This window comes from Micromonospora sp. NPDC048063, assembly GCF_043202855.1.
Lineage (GTDB): Bacteria > Actinomycetota > Actinomycetes > Mycobacteriales > Micromonosporaceae > Micromonospora.
This window is the reverse complement of the sequence record NZ_JBIDBG010000008.1, coordinates 279689-303295: the sequence shown is the minus strand read 5'-3', so window position 1 is coordinate 303295 and position 23607 is coordinate 279689. Positions and strand designations below refer to the sequence as shown.

At 73.7% G+C, this 23607-nt stretch carries 17 protein-coding genes and 2 tRNA genes; 8 read left to right on the top strand and 11 right to left on the bottom strand.

The window, feature by feature from the left end:
• Positions 1-54: 54 nt before the first annotated feature.
• Both ACGFZ2_RS21545 and ACGFZ2_RS21540 read right to left on the bottom strand, forming a co-directional pair.
• The gene (locus ACGFZ2_RS21545; RefSeq protein WP_393456161.1) at positions 55-810 is read right to left on the bottom strand and encodes a thioesterase II family protein; all 756 of its coding nucleotides are present in this window, start codon (positions 808-810) and stop codon (positions 55-57) included.
• Positions 811-831: 21 nt separating this feature from the next.
• The gene (locus tag ACGFZ2_RS21540; protein WP_393259149.1) at positions 832-1635 is read right to left on the bottom strand and encodes an SDR family NAD(P)-dependent oxidoreductase; all 804 of its coding nucleotides are present in this window, start codon (positions 1633-1635) and stop codon (positions 832-834) included.
• 988 nt (positions 1636-2623) lie between these two features.
• Between ACGFZ2_RS21540 and ACGFZ2_RS21535 the strand changes: the two genes are divergently transcribed.
• From ACGFZ2_RS21535 to ACGFZ2_RS21520, 4 genes are read left to right on the top strand one after another with little or no spacing between them, the layout of a single operon-like run.
• Positions 2624-7459: an SDR family NAD(P)-dependent oxidoreductase gene (locus tag ACGFZ2_RS21535; protein WP_393456158.1), complete on the top strand. Its 4836-nt coding sequence runs from the start codon at positions 2624-2626 to the stop codon at positions 7457-7459.
• On the top strand, positions 7452-8804 hold the full coding sequence (locus ACGFZ2_RS21530) for an acyltransferase domain-containing protein (protein ID WP_393456155.1): 1353 nt from the start codon (positions 7452-7454) through the stop codon (positions 8802-8804). Before ACGFZ2_RS21535 ends, ACGFZ2_RS21530 begins: the two co-directional genes overlap by 8 nt.
• The gene (locus tag ACGFZ2_RS21525) at positions 8801-9100 is read left to right on the top strand and encodes a hypothetical protein (protein WP_393305984.1); all 300 of its coding nucleotides are present in this window, start codon (positions 8801-8803) and stop codon (positions 9098-9100) included. Before ACGFZ2_RS21530 ends, ACGFZ2_RS21525 begins: the two co-directional genes overlap by 4 nt.
• A gap of 25 nt (positions 9101-9125) precedes the next feature.
• Positions 9126-9926, top strand: coding sequence for an SDR family NAD(P)-dependent oxidoreductase (locus tag ACGFZ2_RS21520; RefSeq protein ID WP_393259143.1), 801 nt, complete (start codon positions 9126-9128; stop codon positions 9924-9926).
• Positions 9927-10043: 117 nt separating this feature from the next.
• Here the strand turns inward: ACGFZ2_RS21520 and ACGFZ2_RS21515 are convergent, their stop codons facing one another.
• Together ACGFZ2_RS21515 and ACGFZ2_RS21510 are read right to left on the bottom strand one after the other, a co-directional pair.
• A complete protein-coding gene (locus ACGFZ2_RS21515) occupies positions 10044-10691 on the bottom strand; it encodes an ATP-dependent Clp protease proteolytic subunit (RefSeq protein ID WP_357459090.1) in 648 nt (215 codons plus the stop codon).
• 560 nt (positions 10692-11251) lie between these two features.
• On the bottom strand, positions 11252-11998 hold the full coding sequence (locus ACGFZ2_RS21510; RefSeq protein ID WP_393456152.1) for a hypothetical protein: 747 nt from the start codon (positions 11996-11998) through the stop codon (positions 11252-11254).
• Positions 11999-12282: 284 nt separating this feature from the next.
• Here ACGFZ2_RS21510 and ACGFZ2_RS21505 point away from each other — a divergent pair, with 284 nt between their 5' ends.
• Entirely contained in the window at positions 12283-13569 is a 1287-nt protein-coding gene (locus tag ACGFZ2_RS21505; protein WP_393456149.1) for a low temperature requirement protein A, read from the top strand.
• Between the two features lie 124 nt (positions 13570-13693).
• On the opposite strand, the gene ACGFZ2_RS21500 is transcribed toward ACGFZ2_RS21505, so the two are convergent.
• Positions 13694-13769, bottom strand: a tRNA-Lys gene (locus ACGFZ2_RS21500).
• A 187-nt stretch (positions 13770-13956) separates the two neighbouring features.
• Between ACGFZ2_RS21500 and ACGFZ2_RS21495 the strand changes: the two genes are divergently transcribed.
• Positions 13957-15213: an Ig-like domain-containing protein gene (locus ACGFZ2_RS21495; protein WP_393456146.1), complete on the top strand. Its 1257-nt coding sequence runs from the start codon at positions 13957-13959 to the stop codon at positions 15211-15213.
• A 312-nt stretch (positions 15214-15525) separates the two neighbouring features.
• Positions 15526-16818 (top strand): Ig-like domain-containing protein, encoded by a 1293-nt coding sequence (locus ACGFZ2_RS21490; protein WP_393456143.1) that lies wholly within the window; start codon positions 15526-15528, stop codon positions 16816-16818.
• A 52-nt stretch (positions 16819-16870) separates the two neighbouring features.
• On the opposite strand, the gene ACGFZ2_RS21485 is transcribed toward ACGFZ2_RS21490, so the two are convergent.
• Both ACGFZ2_RS21485 and orn read right to left on the bottom strand, forming a co-directional pair.
• Positions 16871-16943, bottom strand: a tRNA-His gene (locus ACGFZ2_RS21485).
• A 96-nt stretch (positions 16944-17039) separates the two neighbouring features.
• On the bottom strand, positions 17040-17630 hold the full coding sequence (gene orn / locus ACGFZ2_RS21480) for an oligoribonuclease (RefSeq protein WP_393259133.1): 591 nt from the start codon (positions 17628-17630) through the stop codon (positions 17040-17042).
• Positions 17631-17705: 75 nt separating this feature from the next.
• Here orn and ACGFZ2_RS21475 point away from each other — a divergent pair, with 75 nt between their 5' ends.
• On the top strand, positions 17706-18974 hold the full coding sequence (locus tag ACGFZ2_RS21475; RefSeq protein WP_393456140.1) for a glycosyltransferase 87 family protein: 1269 nt from the start codon (positions 17706-17708) through the stop codon (positions 18972-18974).
• Between the two features lie 128 nt (positions 18975-19102).
• On the opposite strand, the gene ACGFZ2_RS21470 is transcribed toward ACGFZ2_RS21475, so the two are convergent.
• The 4 genes from ACGFZ2_RS21470 to ACGFZ2_RS21455 form a co-directional block, all read right to left on the bottom strand.
• Positions 19103-20257: a hypothetical protein gene (locus tag ACGFZ2_RS21470; RefSeq protein WP_393456137.1), complete on the bottom strand. Its 1155-nt coding sequence runs from the start codon at positions 20255-20257 to the stop codon at positions 19103-19105.
• A gap of 143 nt (positions 20258-20400) precedes the next feature.
• Positions 20401-21126, bottom strand: coding sequence for a YcnI family protein (locus ACGFZ2_RS21465; RefSeq protein ID WP_393259130.1), 726 nt, complete (start codon positions 21124-21126; stop codon positions 20401-20403).
• A 15-nt stretch (positions 21127-21141) separates the two neighbouring features.
• Positions 21142-22806, bottom strand: coding sequence for a copper resistance CopC/CopD family protein (locus ACGFZ2_RS21460; protein WP_393259129.1), 1665 nt, complete (start codon positions 22804-22806; stop codon positions 21142-21144).
• Between the two features lie 109 nt (positions 22807-22915).
• On the bottom strand, positions 22916-23560 hold the full coding sequence (locus ACGFZ2_RS21455) for a zf-HC2 domain-containing protein (protein ID WP_393456134.1): 645 nt from the start codon (positions 23558-23560) through the stop codon (positions 22916-22918).
• Positions 23561-23607 lie beyond the last annotated feature (47 nt).

Here is a 23607-nt window from a genome sequence, read left to right as displayed (position 1 = left end):
GACCGGGGACCTCGTCGCCCGCTGCCGGGCCCGTCGAGTTGACGCACCGGGGCGCTACCGGGAATCGGCCGCCAGGTCGGCGGCGATGGCCCGTACCACCCCGGCGGGGTCGGTGATGTGGAAGAAGTGGTCGCCGCGCACGCTGTGGCCGCGGTACCCGCGGGACGTCATCCGCTGCCACCCGGCCATCGCCTCGGCCGTGGCGATCGGGTCCTCGGTGCCCGCGAAGCCGAGGATCGGCACGTCGACCGGGCCGTGCGTGGCGCCGGCGTAGCGGTCGATCCAGCCGAAGTCGGCCCGCAGCACCGGGATGAGCAGGGCGGCCAGCGCCGGGTGGTCCAGGATCTCGGCCGGGGTGCCGCCCATCCCGACGACCTCGCGCAGGAACTCCTCGTCGTCGAGGACGAGCAGCCGGCGGGCGAGTTCCGGGAGGTCGTCCGGGGGGCGGGACCCGCCGACGACGAGCCGCCGGGGCAGCGGGGCGCCGCGGCGCTGGAGTTCCGCCACGACGGCGTGCCCGACGAGGGCGCCGAAGCTGTGGCCGTACAGCGCGTACGGCCGGGTCTCGTCGGCCAGCACGTCGGCGACCTCGGCGACGTCGAAGACGGGCGGCTCGTCGATGCGGCTCTCCCGGCCGGGCGGCTGCAGGGGGCGTACCGCGACGCCCGGCGCCGCGGCCGGGATCCAGGCCCGGTAGGCGGTCGCCCCCGCCCCGGAGTGCGGCAGGCAGTACAACGCCACCGGTGCCTCCGGGGTGTCCGGGAAGAGGAACCACCGTGGTCGTCGGTCCGCCGAGTAGTGGACAGTCACCATTGATCCTTCCGCGGAGACTCAGTTGACGACGGCGACCGCGCCGCCGTCGACGCGGTGGTTGGCCCCGTTGACGAAGCCCGCGAGGGGGCTGGCGAGGAAGACGACCAGCGCCGCCACGTCGTCGGGTGTGCCGAGCCGGCCGGTGGGGTTGTCGATCGACCTGGCGAGGACACGCTGCTCGATGTCGGACCAGTCGGTGCCCCAGCCCTGGTCGGCGGCGAGACCGCGGACGTACGCCTCCACCCGGGGGGTGACGACGATGCCGGGACTGACGGTGTTGACGGTGATGCCGGTGCGGTCCAACGCCCGGGCCAGCCCCGTCGTGAGGTTGACCAGTCCCGCCTTGGTCGTCGAGTACGCCACCGAGCCGACCTGCGGCTGGGTGGCGGCGCCGCTGGCGATCTGGATCAGCCTGCCCCAGCCCCGGCGACGCATGCCGGGGACCAGCGCCTGGGCGAGGCGGGCCGGCGCCACCACGTTGAGCTCGTGCAGGCGCCGCCAGTCCTCGTCCGTGGTGTCGTCCCACGGCCGGTCCAGGCCGGTGGCGGCGCAGTTGACCAGGATGTCGACGCCGCCGAGGTAGCGCTCGGCCGCGACCGCCAGTCGGTGCGGGCCGTCGGCGTCGAGCAGGTCCGCCACGATCGGTTCCGCGACGCCGCCCCGGGCCCGGATGCCCTGGGCCACGGACTCCGCGGCGGGCACGGAGCGCCCGTGCACGACGACCGTCACTCCCTCGTCGGCGAGCATCTCGGCGATCCGCGCTCCGATGCCGGACGACGACCCGGTGACGAGCGCCCGCCGACCGTCCAATCCAAGATCCACTGGTTCCCCCCGTGACATGGTTCGAACGCCGCACCCGGCGCGGGGCGGCCCCTCTATCCGGACCTGACGATCCGCCCGCGGCGGCCAGCTCAGCCGCGCCGGCGCCGCCCCGGCGAGCGGGCGCTCGACGCACCGCGGCAGGCGGTCGTCCGCCACCCACGGTCGCGGTGCTCACACACCCGATCGACAGGCCGGATCAGCACTTGGATGTCCCCGTTCCCCCACGTTCTCCCTGCCCCAGCGGTGTCGCCGCCACGGCGGGTACGACACCGGCGTCCCGACCTCCCGGTCGACCACCCGGGAGCACTCCGCGCATTTCCGCCAACCCCGTCGGGACCCGGGAAGCACATCATGGAGCCCGGACGGAGTCAATCCCCACCAATAAGTTCGGGGTCACCGACGTACGCATTAGCGCAGACAGATCCGGCAATTAACGATCCCTTGGCCGCCGCGCATTATCGCGGCTAGCTGCAGTTCCACGGGATCGAGTGACGCTGATCACGGACTCAGCCTCGTGATGGCCGCCGCGGGGCCCGCAGGCCGCGGAACTTCCACGCCCGAGCGGCCCCCAAATGCCTCCAAAGCGGGCATCGCCTGCCAAAAACTGGCGGTTCGGGTGAGCATTCGATCACGGGTGGACACATACCAGCCGGTATGCAAGGATCGAGGAAACGCTTGCAAATCGAACGAGATCATTCGGAGGCAGGCAGGCACCAACCGATCTTGCTTGTGCCGACCCTCCGAACCCCCACTCGGGGTTCGCGTCTTTATAACTGGCACCAGACCGTCAGCGCCGCCCGCGCGAAGCCACCGCGGCAGACCGCCGCAGTGCCACTGGCCGCAACACATAAACGTCCGTCGCAGCGCTATGCGCATTCACGGACGTCGCCGCCGACGTGCCCTTTTCGAGTACGACCGCGCGTCCGCCCGTCACGAGTGGGACCGGGCGCGGGACGGGGACGGGATGAGGAAAGGATCCGGGCATTCCATGGACATCGCGATCGTGGGCATGGCCTGCGCGTTTCCCGGTGCCTCCGACGCGGCCTCCTTCTGGGCCAACATCGTCGCCGGCACCGACGCCGTGGTGGAGGTCGACCCCGGGCGGTGGGACGCGGACCGCTACTACTCGGCGGACGATCCCCGCCCGGGCGAGAAGAGCCCGTCCCGTTGGGGCGGCTTCCTGGCGCCCGTGCCGTTCGACCCGGTGGCCCACGGCGTACCGCCCGCCGCACTCGGGAGCATCGATCCCGCGCAACTGCTCGCCCTGGTCGTCGCCGAGCGGGCACTGGCCGACGCCGGTTACGCCGACCGCCCCTTCCCCCGGGCGCAGACCTCGGTGATCTTCGGGGCCGAGCCCGGCGCCGACCTCGCGACGGCGTACGGGATGCGGGCGCTGCTCCCGACGTACTTCGCCGAGCCGCCCGCCGCGCTCGACGCCCACCTGCCCCGCCTGACCGAGGACTCCTTCCCCGGCATCCTGGGCAACGTCATCGCGGGGCGCATCGCCAACCGGCTCGACCTGGGCGGGGTCAACTACACCGTCGACGCGGCCTGCGCGTCCTCGCTGGCGGCGGTCGACCTGGCCTGCAAGGAGCTGGCCGTCGGCACGAGCGACATGGTGCTGTGCGGCGCGGTGGACGTGCACAACGCGGTGCACGACTACCTGCTCTTCGGTTCGGTGCAGGCGCTGTCGCCCACCGGGCGGTGCCGCACCTTCGACGAGTCCGCCGACGGCATCGTGATCAGCGAGGGGGTCGCCTGTCTCGTGCTCAAGCGGCTGGCCGACGCGGAACGCGACGGCGACCGGATCCACGCGGTGATCGCCGGCGTGGGCGGCGCCAGCGACGGCCGCGGCATGGGCCTCACCGCCCCCCGGGCGCAGGGCCAGCGGCACGCGGTCGAGCGGGCCCTGCGGGCGGCGGGCGTCGCGCCCGGTGAGATCGGCCTGGTCGAGGCGCACGGCACGGGCACCGTCGTCGGTGACCGCACCGAGCTGTCCGCCCTGTCCGAGGTGTTCGCCGCCCGCGGGGCCGGGCCGGCCACCTGCTCGCTGGGCTCGGTCAAGTCGCTCATCGGGCACACCAAGTGCGCCGCCGGCATGGCGGGCCTGATCAAGGCCGTCCGGGCGGTGCAGACCGGGGTCCGCCCGCCGACCGGGCACCTGACCCGGCCCAACTCCTACTGGGACGCCACGGCCAGCCCGTTCGCCTTCGACGGCGCGGCCCGGCCCTGGCTCACTCCCCCGGCCCGCCGCGCCGCCGGCGTCAGCGCCTTCGGCTTCGGCGGCACCAACTTCCACGCCGTGGTCCGGGCCCACCCCAGCACCGCCGACCCCGACCAGGCGTGGGAACGCTGGCCGGCCGAGCTCTTCCTGCTCCGCGCGGCCGACGAGCAGTCGACCGGGGAGGCGGCGCAGGCCCTGTCCGCCCTGGCCGCCGACGCGCCGCCCGGGGACGGGGCGCTGCACGCCCTCGCGCTGGAGTGGTTCGGCCGCACCCGCGACGACGGCCGGCCGGTCCGGGCCGCCGTCGTGGCCGGCAGCCTCGACGAGCTGCGGGAGCGGTTGCGGCTGGCCGCCGTGGGCACCGCCGACCCCGGGGCCGGGGTCTACCTGGCCGACCCCGGCCCGGCGGAGCCGCCCGTCGTGGCGCTGGTCTTCCCCGGGCAGGGCAGCCAACGCCCCGGCATGCTGGCCGACCTCTTCGCGGCCTTCCCGGCCATGCGGACCGACCTGTACGACGACCCGGCGCTGGCCGCGGTGATGTTCCCGCCCACCTCGTTCGACGAGGCGACGGCGGCGGCCCGGGCGGCCACGCTCGCCGACACGCGCCACGCCCAACCCGCCCTCGGGGTCGCCGAGCTGGCCCTGCTGGAGCTGCTCGGTTCCCTCGGGGTCCGGCCCGACCTGCTCGGCGGGCACAGCTACGGCGAACTCGTCGCCCTGCACGCCGCCGGCGCCCTGTCCCGCCCGGACCTGCTGCGGCTGACCGCCGCCCGGGCCGCCGCGATGCACGCGGCCGGCGGGCGGGGCGGCGCCATGGCGGCCGTCGCCGCGAGCGCCGACGAGGTCGCCGCCGCCCTCGCCGGGGCCGGCCTCGACGACGCCGTGGTGATCGCCAACCACAACGCCCCGGAGCAGGTGGTGATCGCCGGCCCCGAGGCGGCGGTGGCGACCGCGGTGACCGGGCTGCGCGCCCGGGGCCGGTCCGCCACCACGCTCGGCGTCTCCTGCGCCTTCCACAGCCCGGCGATGGCCGACGCCACCGAGGAGTTCGCCGCCGTCCTCGCCGACTGCCCGGTGCAGCCGCCACAGCGGCCGGTCTGGGCGAACGCCTCCGGGCAGCGCTACCCGGACGCACCGGACGAGATCCGCCGGATCCTCGCCGGGCAGCTCGCCGCCCCGGTGCGGTTCCTGACCCAGGTCGAGGACATGTACGCCGCCGGGGCCCGGGTCTTCGTCGAGGTGGGGCCCGGACGGGTGCTCAGCCGGATGATCGGCCGGATCCTCGGCGACCGGCCGCACCGGGCGGTCAGCTGCGACGTGCCGAACGAACCGGGGCTGCCCCGCCTGCTGCACGCCCTGGCGGAGCTGGCCGTCGCGGGGGTGCCGGTGGACCCGGCCCGCCTCTTCGCCGGCCCGCGGGCCACCTCGGCCCCCGCCCCCGCCGCCACCGGGTGGACGGTCGACGGGCACCTCGTGCGGGGCCCGGACGGCAAGCCGGTGCCGAACGGCCTGCGCCCCGCCGACGAGGCGCCCCGGCTGGCGGCGGCGGACAGCGCCGGCAGCGGGGATCCGCGCGAGACGGCGGTGCTGGAGTTCCTGCGCAACAGCCGGGAGCTGGTCGACGCCCAGCGCGAGATCGTGCTCGGCTACCTGGACCGGGAGCCCCGGCCGCGGCGGTCCGCACCGGACCCGACGCCGGTCGCCGCGGCGGCGTCCACCGAGCCCGCCCGCGCCGAGGCGGCCGACGCCGGCCCGACCACCGTCCTCGGCCTCGCCGTCGACCTGTTGAGCGAGCGGACGGGCTATCCCGCGCAGATGCTCGCCCCCACCATCGACCTGGAAGCCGACCTCGGCATCGACTCGATCAAGCGGACGGAGCTGGCCGAGACGCTGCTGCGCCGGTTGGCGGTGCCGCGACCGGAGACGCGCGTGTCGACCCTCGTCGGCGCCCGTACGATCGCCGACCTGGTGGCGCTGCTTCCCCCGCTCGACCCGGCGGCGACCGGCCCGGCCACGACACCGGGCGACGTCCCGGGGCCGGCCGACACCCGGACGGCCGGCCGCGCCACGCACGACCCGGAGACGGCCGGACGGTCCACGCCGGACGCCGGGACGCCCATCGCGACCGTCCCGGGCCGGGCGCCGGACCGGTACGTCCCCGCCCTCCAGCCGCTGCCCGCGCCGTCCCGCGCCGCCGCCGACCTCTCCGGACGCGTCGCGGCGGTCGCCGGCGGCGCGCCCGACCTGGCGGACGCGCTGCGCCGCCGGTTGGCCCGCTCCGGGGTCTCCACGGCCGACGCCGCGACCCCGCCCGGTGAGCTCGACCTGGCGATCCTGCTGCCGGTGACGGACGCCGCCGGCGAGCCGGCCCTGCCGGCGGCCTACGACCGGCTCCGCGCGCTGCTCACCGCGGGGGTGCCGGACATCACCGTGGTCACCACGATGGGCGGTCACTTCGCGCCCGTCGACTCGGAGACCGCCCCGGCCGGGCAGCACGCCGCGCTGGCCGGGATCGGCTTCGCCGGGCTGGTCCGCACCGTGGCCCACGAGTATCCGCAGACCCGGGTCCGCCTGCTGGACGTGGACCCCCAGGGCGGCGCGGAGGCGGTCGCCGAGCGGATCGTCGGCGAGGTGGCCGGTGGGACGCCCCGGGGGGTGGTCGGCTTGCCCGACGGGTCCCGGGTGACCCGCCGCTACGTCCGGCAGGAGCTCCCCGCCGGGTCCGATGCGCTGGACCTGGACCCCGACTCGGTGGTGCTGGTCACCGGCGGCGGGCGGGGCATCACCGCCCGGACGGCGGTGGCGCTCGCCGAGCGGTACGGCTGCCACCTGGAGATCGTCGGGCGTACCGCCCCGCCGGAGTCCGCGGAGGACCCCGCCACGGCCGGCCTGACGGACCCGGTCGAGCTGCGCCGCGCCCTGCTGGCGGCCGGCACCGGCACGCCGGCCGAGGTGGAGCGCCGGTTGCGGGCCCTGCTCGCCGGGCGCGAGCTGCGTGCCGTCCTCGACCGGCTCGAGGCGCACGCCGCGTCCGTGCGGTACCACCGCTTCGACATCCGCGACGACGCCCGCCTGGCCGCCACCGTCGACGAGGTCTACCGCCGGCACGGCCGGATCGACGTCGTCGTGCACGGCGCCGGGACGCTCGACGACCGGCTCATCCGGGACAAGGACCAGGCCGCCTTCACCGCCGTCTACGACGCCAAGGTGCGCAGCGCCCGGGTCCTGCTGGACGCGCTGAAACCGGACCTGCGCCTGCTGCTGTTCTTCTCCAGCGTCTCCGGGGCGTTCGGCAACCGGGGGCAGGCCGACTACGCGGCGGCGAACGACGCGCTGGACACCCTGGCGTTGGCCGCCGCCGACCGCTTCACCGGCCGCACCCTCGCCGTGGCGTGGGGTCCGTGGGCCGCCGCCGGCGGTGGCATGGTCTCGGCCGAGCTGGAACGGGAGTACGCGCGCCGCGGCATCGCGGTGATCGACCCGGAGGCTGGCGTCGAGGCGCTGATGCGCGAGATCGCCGAGGGCCCGCGGGACGCGCACCAGGTGCTGTACGTGGCCGGCGACCCGGCCCCGTTCCAGCCCGCCGGGTTCGATGACTGAGCCGGCCCGGTCGCCGCACCCCCGCCAGTCGGGACCGGCCGTCCTGCGCCTGGCGGCGTCGTCCCCGACGGAACTCGCGGACCGGCTCCGGGCGGTGGCCCGGGGCGCGCGCCACCCGGGACAGCCGGACGACCCCGACCTGCCGTGCCGGCTGGCCCTGCTGACCCCGACCCCGGACCGGCTCGCCCTCGCCCAGGAACTCGTCCTGCGGGAACGGTCGTGGGCCGGCCCGGCCGACCTCTGGTACACCACCGATCCGGTGCTGCGGCCGGGCCGTCCCGGCCGGGTGGCGTTCCTCTTCCCGGGCCTGTCCGCACACGACCGGCCACCGCTGGACGACGTGGCCGGGGCGTTCGGCCTGCCCGGCTACCAACCGGACCGCACCGGGACGGTGGGCGGCCGGACGTGGGACCTCCTGCACACCGGGCGCCTGCTGGACGGCGCGCTGCGGCGGATGGGCATCCGGCCCGATCTCGTCGCCGGGCACAGCGCCGGCGAGTGGAGCGCCCTGTTCTCCGCCGGCAGGTGGGCGGCGGAGGCGTTCGACGACTTCGCCCGGCGGATGGGGCCGGACGCCTACCAGCTGCCCGACGTGGCGTTCGCGGTGGTGGGCTGTCCGGTGGTCGAGGCGAGACGGCTCATCGACGGGGTGGCCGACGTGGTCATCTCCCACGACAACAGTCCCCGGCAGACGGTGCTCTGCGGCACCGACGCGGCGATCCACACCGCGTTCGCCCGGATCGCCGATCCCTCGGTGCCCCGGACGGTGCTGCCGTTCCGGTCCGGCTTCCACAGCCCGATGCTGGCGCCCTACCTCGACCCGGTGGCCGCCATCCTCCGGGCCGTCCCGCTGCGGGCCGCGACGGTGCCGGTCTGGTCGGCGACCACGGTGGACCGCTACCCGGACGACGAGTCGGCGCTGGCTCGGCTCCTGGTCCGCCACCTGGTCTCGCCGGTCCGCTTCCGGGAACTGGTGCAGCGCCTCCACGACGAGGGCACCCGGGTCTTCGTGCAGGTCGGCCACGGCAGCCTCGCCGCCTTCGTCCGCGACACCTTGCACGGCCAGCGGCACGTCGTCGTGAGCGCCTCGGAGGGGCGCCCCGACGGGCTGGCCGCGCTGGCCCGGCTCGCCGCGGCGCTGTGGGTGCAGGGCCTGCGACCGGACTTCGCCGTGCTGCTCGGCGCCGACGACGCCGCCCACCCCGCCGGCCCACCGGCACCGGGCGCGGCCGACGACCCGGTGCTCGCGGCGTTCCAGGCCGTCCTCGACGAGGTCGCCCACGCCAGCCGCGAGGTGCTCGGCGGCTGGCAGCGCCGGCACCGGGATGACAGGGTGAGTCCATGACGGAACGAGAGCTTCCCGCGCTGACCCGCGCCGAGCAGGAGCTGGTGGACCGCTACCTGCGCATCGTCGACCTGGTCGCCCGTCTCAATCCGGCCCGGGACAGCGGCCACTTCGACGTGCGGGGATGCGTGCTGGCCGCGCAGGCGCTGATGGCGGAGGCCAAGGCGATCGGCGTGACGGCGGAGACCATGCTCGAACGCGGCGAGGACGAACTACACGCCGCCACGCTGGCCCGGGCGATGCGCGCCCTGGACGGCGAACGGCGCATCGCCCGGCTGCGGCTGCCCCCGAACTGAACGTCGCACACCCAGGGAGGGCAGGTTGCACGGTAGTGGGCAGCGGCTGGCCGTGGTCACCGGCGCGGCCAGCGGGATCGGCGCGGCCGTGGCACGGCGGCTGGTGGACGACGGGTGGCGCGTGATCGGCTGGGACCGTCGCCCGTGCGACGCGGACGGAGTGACCGGGCGGCAGGTCGACGTACGCGACTACGACCAGGTGGCCGCGGCGGCGGCCGAGGTCGAGCGGGCCGACCTGCTGGTCAACAGCGCCGGCATCGGCGGGCGCGGGTTCGCCAGCGAACTGGCGCCGGCGGCGTGGGAGCGGGTCATCGGGGTCAACCTGACCGGGACGTACTACTGCTGCCGGGCGATGTTCCCGGCGTTGCGGCGGGCCGGCGGGCTGGTCGTCAACATCGCCTCCGTGGCGGCGCACCTGGCGATGGTGGAGGGAGCGGCTTACTGCTCCTCGAAGGCCGGTGTCGCCATGCTGACCGAGGTGCTCGGGGTGGAGTGGGCCGCGCAGAACATCCGGGTCATCGCGGTCAGCCCGGGCTACGTCCGGACGCCGCTGGTGATGGACGGCATCCACCGGAACCTCCTCGACGAGGAGACCATCGTGCGGGGCACCCCGCAGCGTCGGCTGGCGGAGCCGGCCGAGGTGGCGGAACTGATCCGGGCACTGGCCGCGGACGAGCTGCGCTACCTGACCGCCACCACCGTGCGCTTCGACGGCGGGTGGACCGCGAGCGGGGGCTACCAGCCGCACCTCGCGGGGAGCCTGCTACCCGCGCTGGACGACCCGCCGCCCACCCCGGACAGGGCCGGCGTGACAGCGCGGGACTGACCAGAGCGGGCCGGCGCGACAGCGCGGGACTGACCAGAGCGGGCCGGCGTGACAGCGCGGGACTGACCAGAGCGGGGCCGACGGGCCGGTGGCGCCGTCGACCCCGGACAGGTCAGCTCAGCTGGCCGCCATCGCCGCCGCACTCTTCTTCCGGCTGCGCAGGATGGTGTCGACCAGCCCGTAGGCCACCGCGTCGTCGGCCGTGAGGATCTTGTTCCGCTCGATGTCGCGGGAGACCTCCTCCTGGGGGCGGCCGGAGTACTGGGCCAGCATCTCCTCCATCTGGGTGCGCATCCGCATGATCTCCCGGGCCTGGATCTCCAGGTCGGTGCCCTGACCCTGGACGCCCTCGATGGCGGGCTGGTGGATCAGGATCCGCGAGTGCGGAAGCGCCATCCGCTTACCCGGGGTGCCCGCCGCCAGCAGGATCGCGGCGGAGGACGCCGCCTGCCCCAGACAGACGGTCTGCACGTCCGGACGGACGTAACGCATGGTGTCGTTGATCGCCGTCATGGCGGTGAACGAGCCGCCGGGCGAGTTGATGTACATGGTGATGTCCCGCTCGGGATCCGTCGCCTCCAACGTGATGAGCTGCGCCATCACGTCGTTGGCCGCGGCGTCGTCGACCGGTGTGCCGAGGAAGATGATCCGGTCCTCGAACATCTTGCTGTACGGGTTGGTCTCCTTCATGCCGTACGACGTCCGCTCAGCGAACGACGGCAGGACGTACCGTGCGTCCACGGACAGATTCGGCTTCCGGATCATGTTCGCCCTCTCTCCCTCGGAAATTGCTCCCCCGGCAAATTCACCCGTCGACCGGGCGACGCAGCGGAGATGATCCTCTGTCGACCCTATCCGCTTCCCGAGCGGAATGCCGCTCCCAAACAGGGGTGTTTACGCGAGCAGCAGAAGGCTCCACTGCGGACGGTCGGCGCTGCCGGCTGCGCCGCACCCACAACGGTTCGGGCGGCGACCGGGAGCGCCGGAGCGTCCGGGCGGCAGTGCGGCCGGTCCGGGCCGCGGGGACGTCGGTCGCCGACGACGAGGGACGGCCACACAATTCGTCCGTGCAGTTCGGCGCACTTCCCTGACATGGGAATTCCGTGAGAGCACGTCGGTGAGTTACCCCGCCGCTGATCGACGATGGTCAAATGCAGAAGGCCGTCACCCGGGAGCAGCGGCTGCGCTGGCGGACCGTCCCGGGGGGGGTGCGGCACCCGGCACGCGGGCGCCGATCGCCGACGGGACCGTCCGTCCCGAGCGGCGCACGCTGGCTGCCCCAACAGCCACGCAGAGCCGCGCCCGGGGTCTCGCGCTGCTCGCCGCTACGCCCACTCCCCTGCGAAGAGCGGCTCGACCGGACGATCCCGTCGTCCGATCCGCAGGTCCCCGAAGATCGTGCTCCGCGCCGCCCGCTCGACCTCCGCGTCCAGGTCGATCCGTAGCTCCTCGGAGGCGTCGTGGGCCGCGCCGACGAGGACGAGTTCGGTCCCGGGATGGTCGAGGAAGTCCGGCGGGTCGAGCGGGGCGAAACGACGGCCGTGGAACTTCCCCTGCAGCTGAGCGGGCAGTTTGACCTTCTGGTCCCCGCGCAGTCCGACCCTGGGCGGGGAGGGTGCTTGCGGGTTCTTCACCGTGATGATGTAGCTCGCCTCCGGCTCGATGCTCAGCTCGTGCTGCGGCGCTCCGGGGCGCAGCGGGAGTTCGAGTTCGTACGCCAGATGGGTGTGGTCGTCGTGCCGGGCGATCACGTACGCCCCCTCCGCCACCGGCCGGGCCGGCGGCTGCTCCCGTTCGCCGCGGGTCGCTGTCCGGTACGCGCGCGCCTGGAGGCTCTTGTGCAACTGCTCGGGCCGGTCCACCACCTCGTCGACGAACGCCCAGAAGCGGTCGTGCTGGTCGATACCGGGCAGGCGCTTACGCCCGACCACGAGCAGCCGCAAGTGTCGTCCCCGCCACGGGTGCATCACGACCAGCAGCCGCTGCACCTCCTCCAGCGAGTCGACGTGCTCCTCCTCCACCCGGGGCCGGTAGAGGAAGTAGATGTCCCCGTCTTCAAGCACCTCCGCCATCCGTGCCGGGTACCCGCAACCACGGCCGGACAACGCCGGCCCCGCGCACAGGCCTCGCCACCGATCCTTCGCAGGAACAGGGGCGCGGAGACCCAGACCATCAGGCAGGCGAGTACGGAGCGGCAAGGCCATGCCGAGCCAGAGCAGTGATCCACCGGTTTGCGGCGCGTCGGCCAGGGTAGCCGCAGACAGCGAGTTGCCGCGACGAGGAGACGTGGATGCAACGCGGGTGGCCGGCGGCCAGCTCAGCCTGATCACGGGAGGCCTCTTCCATGGTCCAGAGGTTGCGCCCAGGCGTTTGGCGGATCTCCGAACATTCTCGCGTCTCCACCGCAGAGCTCTTCTTCGACGTGGTGTTCGTCTTCGCGTTCATTCAGGTCACCACGCTGATGACCGCCGACAAGGGTGGCCTCGGTGTCGTACACGGGCTGCTTGTCCTGGCCCTGCTCTGGTGGTTGTGGTCGCTCTTCGCCTGGCTGAGCAACCGGGTACGGGGAAACTTCGGCCTGGCCAGGCTCACCCTGCTGGCGACAACGCCGGTGTTGTTCGTGCTGGCGGCCATCACGCTGGACGCGTTCAAGGGTGTTCCCGACGGCGTGGCAGCCCCTGTCGGGTTCGTCGGCTGCTACGCCACAGTCCGGCTTCTGTATCTGGGGCTACGCTGGTACGCCACGCCGAGCCTGCGGGGCCACGAGATCGTGTCGCTCACCGTGCCGGCGCTCGCCGCCATCGGCCTACTGTTCAGCGCCGCGTTGCTGCCGCTGGGCGGGCTCGGCAGCACGACAACGCTGGCCGGCCAGATAGCCCTGTGGGTACTGGCCATCAGCATCGACTACGGCGCCGGGATGGCGCTACCCGTGCGTCGGCAGATCTTCTCCGCCCGGCACTGGACCGAGCGACACAACCTGATCATCATCCTGGCCTTGGGCGAGGTGCTGGTGTCGATCGGCGTCACCGGCAGCTACCTGCACGCCACAGCGAGCTTCCTCATCGCCTCGGCGCTCGCCGCCGTCATCGCCTGCGCCCTCGAATGGATCTACTTCGACCTCTCCGCGCTCGTCGGACAGCACGCGCTGCGCACCGCCGACCCGATCCACCGGGTACGACTCGCCCGGGACGCCTACACCTACCTGCACCTACCCATGATCGCAGGGATCATCCTGCTCTCCCTCGGACTGAAACACACGCCCGGCCTCATCGAGACCGCCAACTCATACAACCGCGGCGATCCGCTCGACCGGACCGGCCGGTACGCGATGTACGGCGGCGTCGCCCTGTTCCTGCTCGCCCACGCCGCGTTCCACTGGCGGCTCGGTCACGGCATCCTCATCGTCATCTGGCCCCGACTCGCCGCCGCCGCAATCCTGCTGGCCCTACTGCCGGTCACCGCCTGGCTGCCCGCTCTGCAGGCCCTGGCCTGCCTCGCCGGGGTCTGCCTGGTGACGGCCGTCACCGAGTTCCTGATCAGTCGCCGGCACCGGTGGCGACTGCGCCAGACGCTCTTCGAGGAGGCGGAGGGCGAACCCACAGCCAGAGGCAACGGCGACTCAGGCGGAGGGGCCATCCCGTAGGAGCTGACGCGGGCCGCCACCGGAACGCATCGCTGACCATCGGTTGTCTGCTCGGTGCCTGATGTCGGGGCCACCAAAAGGAGTCAGGGCCGGTCTGAACGACCGGCCCTGAGGGTGTTACTGCTGGTGCGCCGCCAGGGACTCGAACCCCGAACCCGCGGATTAAGAGTCCGCTGCTCTGCCAGTTGAGCTAGCGGCGCTCGCTGGCAACGGGGAGAACATTAGCACGCCCTCCGAGCCGGGTTCCAATCCGATCCCCGGCTCCCCCCTTCGGTCGAGCTTAAGGGGCATCCATGGGCAAAACCACCAGGCGTACGACGACAGGGGCCTGAGGAGCGGGGTCCATGCGGCACGATGTGCGCCAGGTACGCGAGAACAGAGGTGGGGATGGGCAGGTTCGCGCGGGCCGGGGCGATGGTGGGCGCCCTCGGTCTGATGGCGTCGCTGGCACTGACAGCCTGCGGCGACGAGCAGAAGAAGGCGGAGTTCGTGGGCGGCACCACGGCGGCCACGGCGAGCGCGGCGGCCGATCCCGCCACTCCGGCGGCGCCGAGCGGTCCGCCGCTGGCGCTGAGCCCGGCCGACGGGGCGAAGAACAAGCCGGTCAGCTCCGAGATCAGCGCGGAGCTGCCCGACGGCGGCAAGGTGTCCGGCGTCACGCTGACCGCGGCAGACGGCAAGCAGGTCGAGGGGCGGCTCCGCGCCGACGGCTCGTCCTGGGTGCCGTCGAAGCCGTTGAAGTACGGCACCCGCTACACGGCCACGGTCACCGCGACCGGCGCCGACGGCGGGACCAGCCAGGGCACCAGCACCTTCACGACGATGGCGAAGCCCAAGTCCATGATCAGCTCGGGCCTGTACCTCTTCGACGACAAGACGTACGGCGTGGCGATGCCGGTGGTCACCGAGTTCCACCCGGGCATCCCGAAGAAGGACCGGGCCGCCGTGCAGAAGCGCATGTTCGTGCACACCGACCCGCCGCAGCCGGGCGCCTGGCACTGGGTCGACAACGGCACCCAGGCCTACTACCGCGCGCCGGAGTACTGGAAGCCCGGCACCACCCTCACCGTCCGGATCGCGCTGGCCGGCATCCCGCTGAGCAACGGCCGCTACGGCAACGTCGACCGCACGGCCACCGCGAAGATCGGCCGGGCGTTCGAGATGAAGGTCGACAACGCCACCAAGAAGATGACGGTGTACGAGGACGGCCAGGTGGTCCGCACCCTGCCGGTGAGCCTCGGCAAGAAGAAGACGCCCTCCTCCAGCGGCACGATGGTGGTGATGGAGAAGAAGGAGTCCACCGTCTTCGACACCCGGGACGACCCGGATCCGGAGAACCGCTACGTCACGGAGATCGACTTCGCGCAGCGGCTCACCTGGGGCGGCGAGTACATCCACGCCGCGCCCTGGTCGGAGCACGTGCAGGGCCGGCAGAACGTCTCGCACGGCTGCGTCAACGTCTCGACGGCGAACGCCCGGTGGCTGTTCGAGAAGACGAAGGTCGGCGACCCGATCACCATCAAGGGCACCGAGCGCAAGCTGGCCGCCGGCAACGGCTGGACGGCGTGGAGCGTGAGCTGGTCCGAGTTCGTCAAGGGCAGCGCCCTGCCGGTGCCCGAGGGCGGTGCGGGGCCGGCGTTCTGACGCACCTCCACCCGAAGATCCGGCGACCGGTCCGCACCCGCGGGCCGGTCGCCGCGTTCCGGGCCGGGTCGCACCGACTCCGGTCGTTCGTCACGACCCCGGACCGCGACATCGTCGACCGAGTCGCTTCCCCCGGCCGGCCCGCCGCCCCGTCACCCCGGGAACGCGGGCCCACCTCGCAAAAGCCATCGCTTCTATCAATATTCGGACAGGTTGCCCGACGTGTTTCGGTTCACCCTGAGGAACGGGTATCTGTCCGGGTGCGTCAGTGAGGGACGATGGGCAACCGGGGATCACGACTGTGAGGGAATCATGCGAGCTGTCCAGGACCAGCTGATCCGGCGTGGGGACGACCGGCGGGGCGGGCGACGCCGTGGGATCGCGGCGGCGGTGCTCGTCGCGACACTCGCCCTGACCGCCGCCTGCACCGACGGCGGCGGAGGCAAGCCGTCCGGCTGGCAGGACGGCGGCGGCCAGCCCGCCGCGCCGAAGGCCGCGGCCACGATCGTCGAGCCCAAGGCCGACGCGAAGGACGTGCCCGCCTCGACCGGCATCACCTTCACCACGAAGGACGCCCAGGAGACCAGCGTCGAGCTCAAGGACTCGGCCGGCGAGGCCGTCGAGGGCAAGCTCGCCGGGGACGGCACGAGCTGGCTGCCCGCCGGCGCGCTCAAGTACGGCGAGACGTACACCGCCACCGTGACCGCGACCGGCGACGACGGCCGGCCCGCCACGGCGACCAGCACCTTCACCACCATGGCGAAGCCCGGCAAGCAGGTCCGGATCACCAGCTTTCTCGGCGACAACCAGGTGGTCGGCGTCGGCATGCCCCTGATCGTCAAGTTCGGCCGGGCCATCCCGGAGGACTACCGCGACGACGTCCAGCGCCGGATGACGGTCACCTCCACGCCGGCCCAGGAGGGCATCTGGCACTGGGTCAGCCCGACGGAGATCCGCTACCGCCCGAAGGAGTTCTGGCAGGCCGGCAGCACCGTCTCCTACCGGATCCAGGCGGGCGGCCTGCCGCTCGGCGGCGGCTGGTACGGCCGGGCGGACCTCACCGTCGACATCAAGATCGGCGCTGCGGTGATCATGACCGTGGACAACAAGACCAAGCGGATGACCGTCACGAAGAACGGGTCTGTGATCAAGACCATCCCGGTCAGCCTCGGCAAGAAGAGCACCCCCTCGTCGAGCGGCACCATGGTGGTGATCGAGAAGCTGCGCAAGACGGTCTTCGACACCTTCGAGGAGCTGGGCCCCGAGGAGGGCTACCGCACGAAGATCGACTACGCCCAGCGGCTGACCTGGGGTGGCGAGTTCATCCACGCCGCGCCCTGGTCGGAGGGGCAGCAGGGCAGCGTGAACGTCTCGCACGGCTGCGTGAACGTCTCGATGGCCAACGGCGCCTGGCTGTTCGCCAACACCCGGATCGGCGACCCGATCACGGTCAAGGGCACCGAGCGCAAACTGCAGAACGGCAACGGCTGGACCGACTGGAACATGAGCTGGGAGGAGTACGTCAAGGGCAGCGCCCTGCCGTACGAGCCGGCCGGGGCCGACCCGGACGCCAGCGGCGAGCCCACGCCCAGCCCGACCGCCTGAGCACCGGAAACGCCGAAGGCCCCCTCCGCGAGGAGGGGGCCTTCGTCAACCGGGTGACTGATGGGAATTGAACCCACGACAACCGGGACCACAACCCGGTGCTCTGCCAACTGAGCTACAGCCACCATGCCTTCCGCACCCGGTCGATCGCCCCGGGCGGGGTGCGGACCAATAATAGCCCCACCCCCGCCCGCCGCGTCCAGCGGGTTCTCCCGCCCGGTTCAGAGTTGGGCGGCGATCGCCTTGGCGGTCTCCACGTCGGGGCCGGGCAGCGGCACGAAGACGGTCCGCCGGTAGTACTCCAGCTCCCGGATGCTCTCCCGGATGTCGGCCAGCGCCCGGTGCGCGAGCCCCTTCTGCGGCTGGCCGAAGTACACCCGCGGGTACCAGCGGCGGCACAGCTCCTTGATCGAGGAGACGTCGATCATCCGGTAGTGCAGGTGCGCGTCAAGGCGCGGCATGTCCCGGGCGATGAAGCCCCGGTCGGTGGCGATCGAGTTGCCGCACAGCGGCGCGGTGCGCGGGTCCTTGACGTGGCTGGCGATGTAGTCGAGGACCATGTCCTCCGCCTCGGCCAGGGTCACCGTCGAGCGCCGGACCTCCTCGGTCAGCCCCGACTTGCCGTGCATCGTGCGGACGATCTCCGGCATCGCCTCCAGCGCCGCCTCGTCGGCGTGGATCACCACGTCGACACCCTCCCCGAGCACGTTGAGATCGGGATCGGTGACGAGCGCGGCGACCTCGATCAGCTTGTCCCTGCCGAGGTCCAACCCGGTCATCTCACAGTCGATCCAGACGAGAAGATCAGCCACCGGCCCAGACTACGCGCAGCCCCGCCGGCCGCGCGCCCGCGCACCGTGGCGCGACCCGACCGCTAGGGTTTCCCCGTGCCAGCCGAACCCGCCGCACCGCCCGCCGTCACCGACGACGACCCCGGCGGCCGTAGGGTCCGTCGGCTCGCCGCCGTGCTGGCGCTGGCCGCCGTGCTGCCGGCGCTCTACCTGCCCGGGCTGGTGCACGACTTCTTCGACCTGAAGATCTACATGCGGGCGATGGACTGGTGGGCGGCCGGCAACCCGCTCTACGACTACGTCCAGCCCGACCGGGTGCAGGGCGAGCTCTACTTCACCTACCCGCCGTTCAGCGCGCTGCTGCTGCGTCCGTTCGCGTTGCTGCCGCTGGGCGTCACCGTGACGATCTTCACTATCCTGACCGCGTTCGCGGTGGTGGTCACCACCCGCTGGCTGTCGGCGCCGGTGATCGCCCGGCACGGCCTGCCCCGTGTGTTCACCCTCACGGTGGCGGTCCTGCTCGTGCTGGCCGTGGAGAGCACCCGGGAGACGATCACCTTCGGTCAGATCAACATGCTGCTGGTCGTGCTGATCCTGGCCGACCTGCTCTTCGCCGTACCCCGGGCGGCTCGTTGGGCCGGCGTGGGCGTCGGGCTGGCGACGGCGCTCAAGCTCTTCCCGGGCATCTTCATCGTCTACCTGCTGGCCACCCGGCGGTGGCGGGCGGCGGCGGTGGCCAGCGCGACGGCCGCCGCCGCGACCCTGCTCGCCGCGGCGGTCGCGCCGCGTGACTCGTGGCGGTTCTGGACCCACGAACTGTGGGCGACCGACCGGGTCGGCCGCACCGACTACACCGGCAACCAGTCGCTGTTCGGGCTGCTCAGCCGCATCACCGCCCCGGAGAAGCCGGACCGGCTGCTCTGGCTGCTGCTGGTCGCGGTCGTCACCGGGTACGGGCTGTGGCGGGCGGCGCGGGCCGCCCGGGCCGGGGACCCGCTCACCGGGCTCGCCCTCACCGGGCTGGTCGGCGCGCTGGTCAGCCCCATCACCTGGACCCACCACATCTACTGGTTCATCCCCGCGGTGGTGGTGCTGGCGGACGCCGCGCTGAGCGCCGACCCCGGCACCGGCGAGGGCCTCCGCCGCCGGAACGGGCTGGCCGCGCTCGCCGTCGGCACGACCGCCCTGATCGTGTACGGCGTGGTGACCTTCTACGACTGGGGCGTCGCCCCGGTGCGCACCGACTCGCCGGGCGAGTTCCTGGTGCGCAACACGTACGTGCTGCTGAGCCTGCTGCTGCTGGTGGCGCTGCCGGTCGGGCGCCGGGCCGGGAAGTCGCACCAAATGGACAGTCTTCCCGAGTAGCCCCTTCACCGCTAATCTGGTCACAACTACCTCAGGTGTCTCTCGGGTAGCACCGATCCCCCGGTGAAGGCGGCCCTCCGCGTCGGCAGCGCGGAGGGCCGCTCGCCGTCCGGGCCGCCCGGACGCGGTCAGCGCGCGGCGTCCGGGGAATCCGGGGTGGCCGCAGAGCCCGGGGTGGCCGCAGAGCCCGGGGTGACCGGGAAATCCGGAGGGGCCGGGAGGTCCGGGGGGACCGGGAAATCCGGGGTGGCCGGGGAGTCCGGACCGGGTCGGCCCTCCGTCGGGGCCGGTGCGGCCGTCGCCTCGGCAACGGCCGGCGGCCATGCCAGGCTGAGGGTCACCTCGGGCGGGCGGACCGCCGGGTCGCCGCCGGCGAGGTCGGCGAGCGTCGCGGGGCGGCGCGCGGGCACCGGCCCGATGGCGGCCCGGGACCGCGCGGGACCGGCGCCGACCGAGGCGAGCTGACGCCCGCCGACCCGGGACCGGTCGCTGTCCCGGGTCGGCTGGGCACCCAGCCCGCTGAGCGAGGTCACGCCGAGCCGCCCGGCCAGCACCGGCACCTGGTCCGGTTCGACCACGAAGACCACCTCACGCGGGCGTACCGGCCGCAACAGGAGCAGCACGGCGAGCACCACCGCCAGCACCCCGCCGGCGAGCAGGCCCGCGGTGGCCGGGGCGGTCCAGCCGGCCCGCAGCCCGGCGCGCAGTTCCAGGGTCAGGTCGGCACGCCCGTCGGGACGCATCACCACCAGGCTCAGCCGCCGGTCGGCCAGCTCCTGCGGGGACCACTCCAGCGCGCCGATCCCCTCGCGTACCCAGAAGGGCTGACCGATCGGCGTGCCGGCCGGCGCGGCGCCGGCGGCTGGTGTGGAGCCGGTGGGCGGCGTGGTGCCGGCGGACGGCGCGGCGGGCTCCAGCCGGACCGGCAGCGGGCCCCGGGCCAGGGCCACCCGGCGGACCTCGGCGTGGGGCACCGGGTCGAGCCAGCGCCGCACCTCGTCGGCGGGGGCCAGCCCGACGAAGGCCGGGCCGTCTGCCGTGCGGGCGTCCAACCGGAGCCGGGCCTGCCCGACCCGGGCGAACGGCGCCTCCGCGCGCAGCAGCCCGTCGAGGTCCCGGACGACCACCGCGTGCCCGGGGGTGTGCACGGTCTCGAACCGGGCGCTGAAGGCGCCTGCCGGGTCGGCGTGCCGGGTGAGCATCCCGAGCACCCCACCGGCGAGCAGCGCCGGAATCCCGATGGTCAGCAGCAGCACTCCGCCGAGCGCCCGCACGAACCGCATTCGCCTCGTCCCCCTCCGTAGCCGGATACCCGGCCGACCTTACCGACGAGGACCGACTGATCAGCGGATATCCGCGGCACCGGCCCGGAAAGCCGCCGGCCCGCCGGCTACGCCGACGGGCCGGTGGAGGGTGCGAGCGGGGCTCACGCCTTCGGCGCGGGCTCCCGCCGGCTCCGCGCGAAGGCGAGACCGCCGAGCAGCAGGCCCCCCGCCCCGGCGACCAGGCCGGCGATGCCGAGCCCGGTGGCCAGGCCGACGCCCTCGGCGTCGTCATCGTCGTCGTCGGCCTGCGCCGGGGCGGCGCCGCCGGTGGGGGCGGCCGACGGCGAGGCCGCGGTGAGGGTGAGCACCGGGGCCGGGCTCTCCGGCTCCTCCCCGCCGGGGGTCGGCGCCTCGATCCAGCGCTGCACGTTGCCGTCGGAGTAGGTCTGCAGCGTCTTGAAGACCATCGTGTCGACCTGCGGCAGCGGCCCCATCGAGACCGGGAACTCCTGGAACTCGCCGGGCTTGACCCCCGCGTTTCCGGTCGCCGTCCAGGTGAGCTTGGCGACGACCTCGGTGAGCTGGCTGCCGTGCACCTCGACCGGCGGGTCGACCTTGCGCTTCTCCACCGCCACCGTCCAGCCGGGCACCGGCATGGTCGACACGGAGCCCACCGGCGCGTTCTCCGGCAGCACCACCTCCACCTTGGTCGTGGAGGCGGTGTCGCTCTCGTTCGGCACCCGGAAGGCGAACCGGCCGTAGCCGCCCTGGGTCGCCTCCTGCGGGTTGACCGTGACGTGGGCGGAGGCGGGCGCCGCGAAGCCGAGGACGGCGGTGGCGACGGCGCCGAGCGCCAGGGCGGCTGCGGTACGCCGGTGACGGATCATCTGGGAGCCTTCCTGTTACCTGATCGGCACGGTGGCGGTCACCGTGGCCTGGTCGATGTCGGACGTGCGGACGGTCACGCGCAACTGCCACTCCCCCGCCGCCGGCAGGTCGATCTCGCCGGTGGCGTGGTTGTCGGTCAGCGGCAGCAGCGGGACCTCGATCGGTTCGATCCCGGCCGACGGCAGGGCCGCCGTGGCGCGCCACTGCACCACCGGCTGCGGCCGGTTGTCCTTCGTGTACGCGTAGAAGTGCACGGTGTTGTTGCCCCGCTCGGCCGGGTCCAGTTCCACCTGGAGGGAGTAGATCGGGCTGGACAGCGTCGTGGAGAAGTAACCGGGGGAACCGCCGGTCACGTCGGAGCCGGCGGTGCGGGCCGGAGTGGTCTGCACCAGGACGGCGGTCAGGCCGAGCACCACCGCGGTGATCGCCAGCTCCGCCCAGACCGCCCGCCGCACCGGCGCCGGCCGGCCCGCCGCCGTGGGCCGGCGCACCAACTGCCGGGAATACGCGGCCACCGCGATGACCAGCGCGAACAGCCCGATCTTGCCGAGCAGCAGCCGCCCGTAGGTGGTGTCGACCAGCGCGCCCGGCGTGGCGACCTCGATCAGCGCCTGGACGGTGCCGGCGAGCAGCAGCGCCGAGACGGCCAGCGCCGCCCAGCGCGACCAGATCGGCAGGATCGCGCCCAGTTCCCGCTCGTCGGCCCGGCGCAGCAGGAAGCCGGCGAGCATCACCAGCCCGCCCAGCCAGACGGCCATGCTGCCCAGGTGGACCGCGTCGACGACGACGGAGACCGCCGGGACGGGCGAGGCCGCCGGGTGCCCGGCCAGCGGCCAGGTCAGCAGGGCCGTCACCCCGAGGATGCCCAGGATCACCAGGTCGGCGCGGCCGACCGGCCCGGCCAGCAGCGGCCGGAGCAGGAACGCCGCCGCGGCCAGCAGGCCCAGCCGCACCAGGTGCGCCGCGCCGAAGGTGCTGCCCAGCACCGCGCTGAGCCCCTCGCCGGTCACGTCGAACACGCCCCCGCCGGCGGTGTAGGGCACCTGGAGCAGGAGGTTCGCCACGGTGGAGAGCACCACCAGGCCGAGCCCGGCCCAGGCCAGCCGCGCCGGGCCCTGCCGGGGCAGCCGCCGGGGCCACAGCGCGGCGAGGACCATCGCCGGGCCGACGAGCAGCAGCAGGCCGGCGTAGCCGACGTACTTGGCGACCTTGACCGCGTTGCCGACCACCGGGTCGGCCCGGCTGTCGTCCCCGGTGTCGGCCGGGGGCGTGGAGGGCGCGCCGACGGAGTAGGTGAACGCGCCGGAGACCGGATGGCTGTCGGCGGAGATCACCCGGTAGCTGACCAGGTAGGTGCCGCGCCCCCCGGCCGGGTCGACCGGGATCGTGACCACGCTGCCGGAGAAGCTCGGCTCGCCCCGGTCGGCGCGGGAGCCGTCCGGCGCGATGACCCGGATCTTGCCCGGCACCTTGCGGACGGACTCGCTGAAGGTCAGCACCACCTCGGCCGGCCCGTTCGGCACCACCGCCGAGGCGACCGGGCTGCTGCTCACCAGCACCGCGTGGGCGCTGGCGGGGCCGGCGGGGGCGATCAACAGGGCGACGACGGCGATCAGCAGGCCGGCGGCGGCGGTCAGCCGGGCGAACCGGCGGCGGTTGGCGACACTCATGCCGGTCATGCTCGCGGACCCGACCCGCCGGGCGCGAGTCCGATCGCGCGGCACTGCCCGAAGCCCACCGGCCCGCGCGACTCCCTGGTCGGGCGTGCGTGCCCGGGGCGGAGCGTGGTCAGCCATGCCGGGCCCGGAGTGACGTCGACACCGGGCTGCCGGACTCGCCGCTGACCCGGCCCAGCGCCCACAGCAGCGCCGCCTGCACCACGGCGGCCAGGTGGCCGACCTCGTGCACGAGGGCGGTGGTGGAGTTGGCGATGTCGACGGCGCTGGTGCCGGCCAGGCACACCGCCAGCACCAGCGCCACCGGCACGAACGCGCGGGCCCGCTCCGGCCGCCACGCGGCCAGCGCGAAGCCGACCGCCAGCGCCACGTCGAAGGAGGCCATCTCGCGGCTGGTGTGCGGGTCGACGGTCACGCCCAGCCCGGCCAGCAGCACCGGCAGCGCGATCGACAACTGGGCGACGGCGGCGATCGCGACGGCGACCCGCAGCACCTGGCGGCGGGCCCGGCGGGTCGCCTCCGGCGCGCGCCGGGCCACGACCGGGTCGGCGGCGACCGCCGCGAGCACCGAGGCCGTCAGGTCGGGCACCGACACCGCCCGCACCCGGGCCAGCCGGGTCACCTGCTCGGCCCGGGCCAGCCAGGCGCGGCAGCCGGGGCAACGCGCCGTGTGCGCGTCCAGCACCGCCGACGCCGCCTGCGGGTCCTCGCCGTCCAGCCGCGCCGACAGCGCCGTGCGTACGTCGTCGCATGTCATGAGCGGGTAGTCGTCCGGCGAGCCGGGAAAGTTCCCGGCGTGGCGCA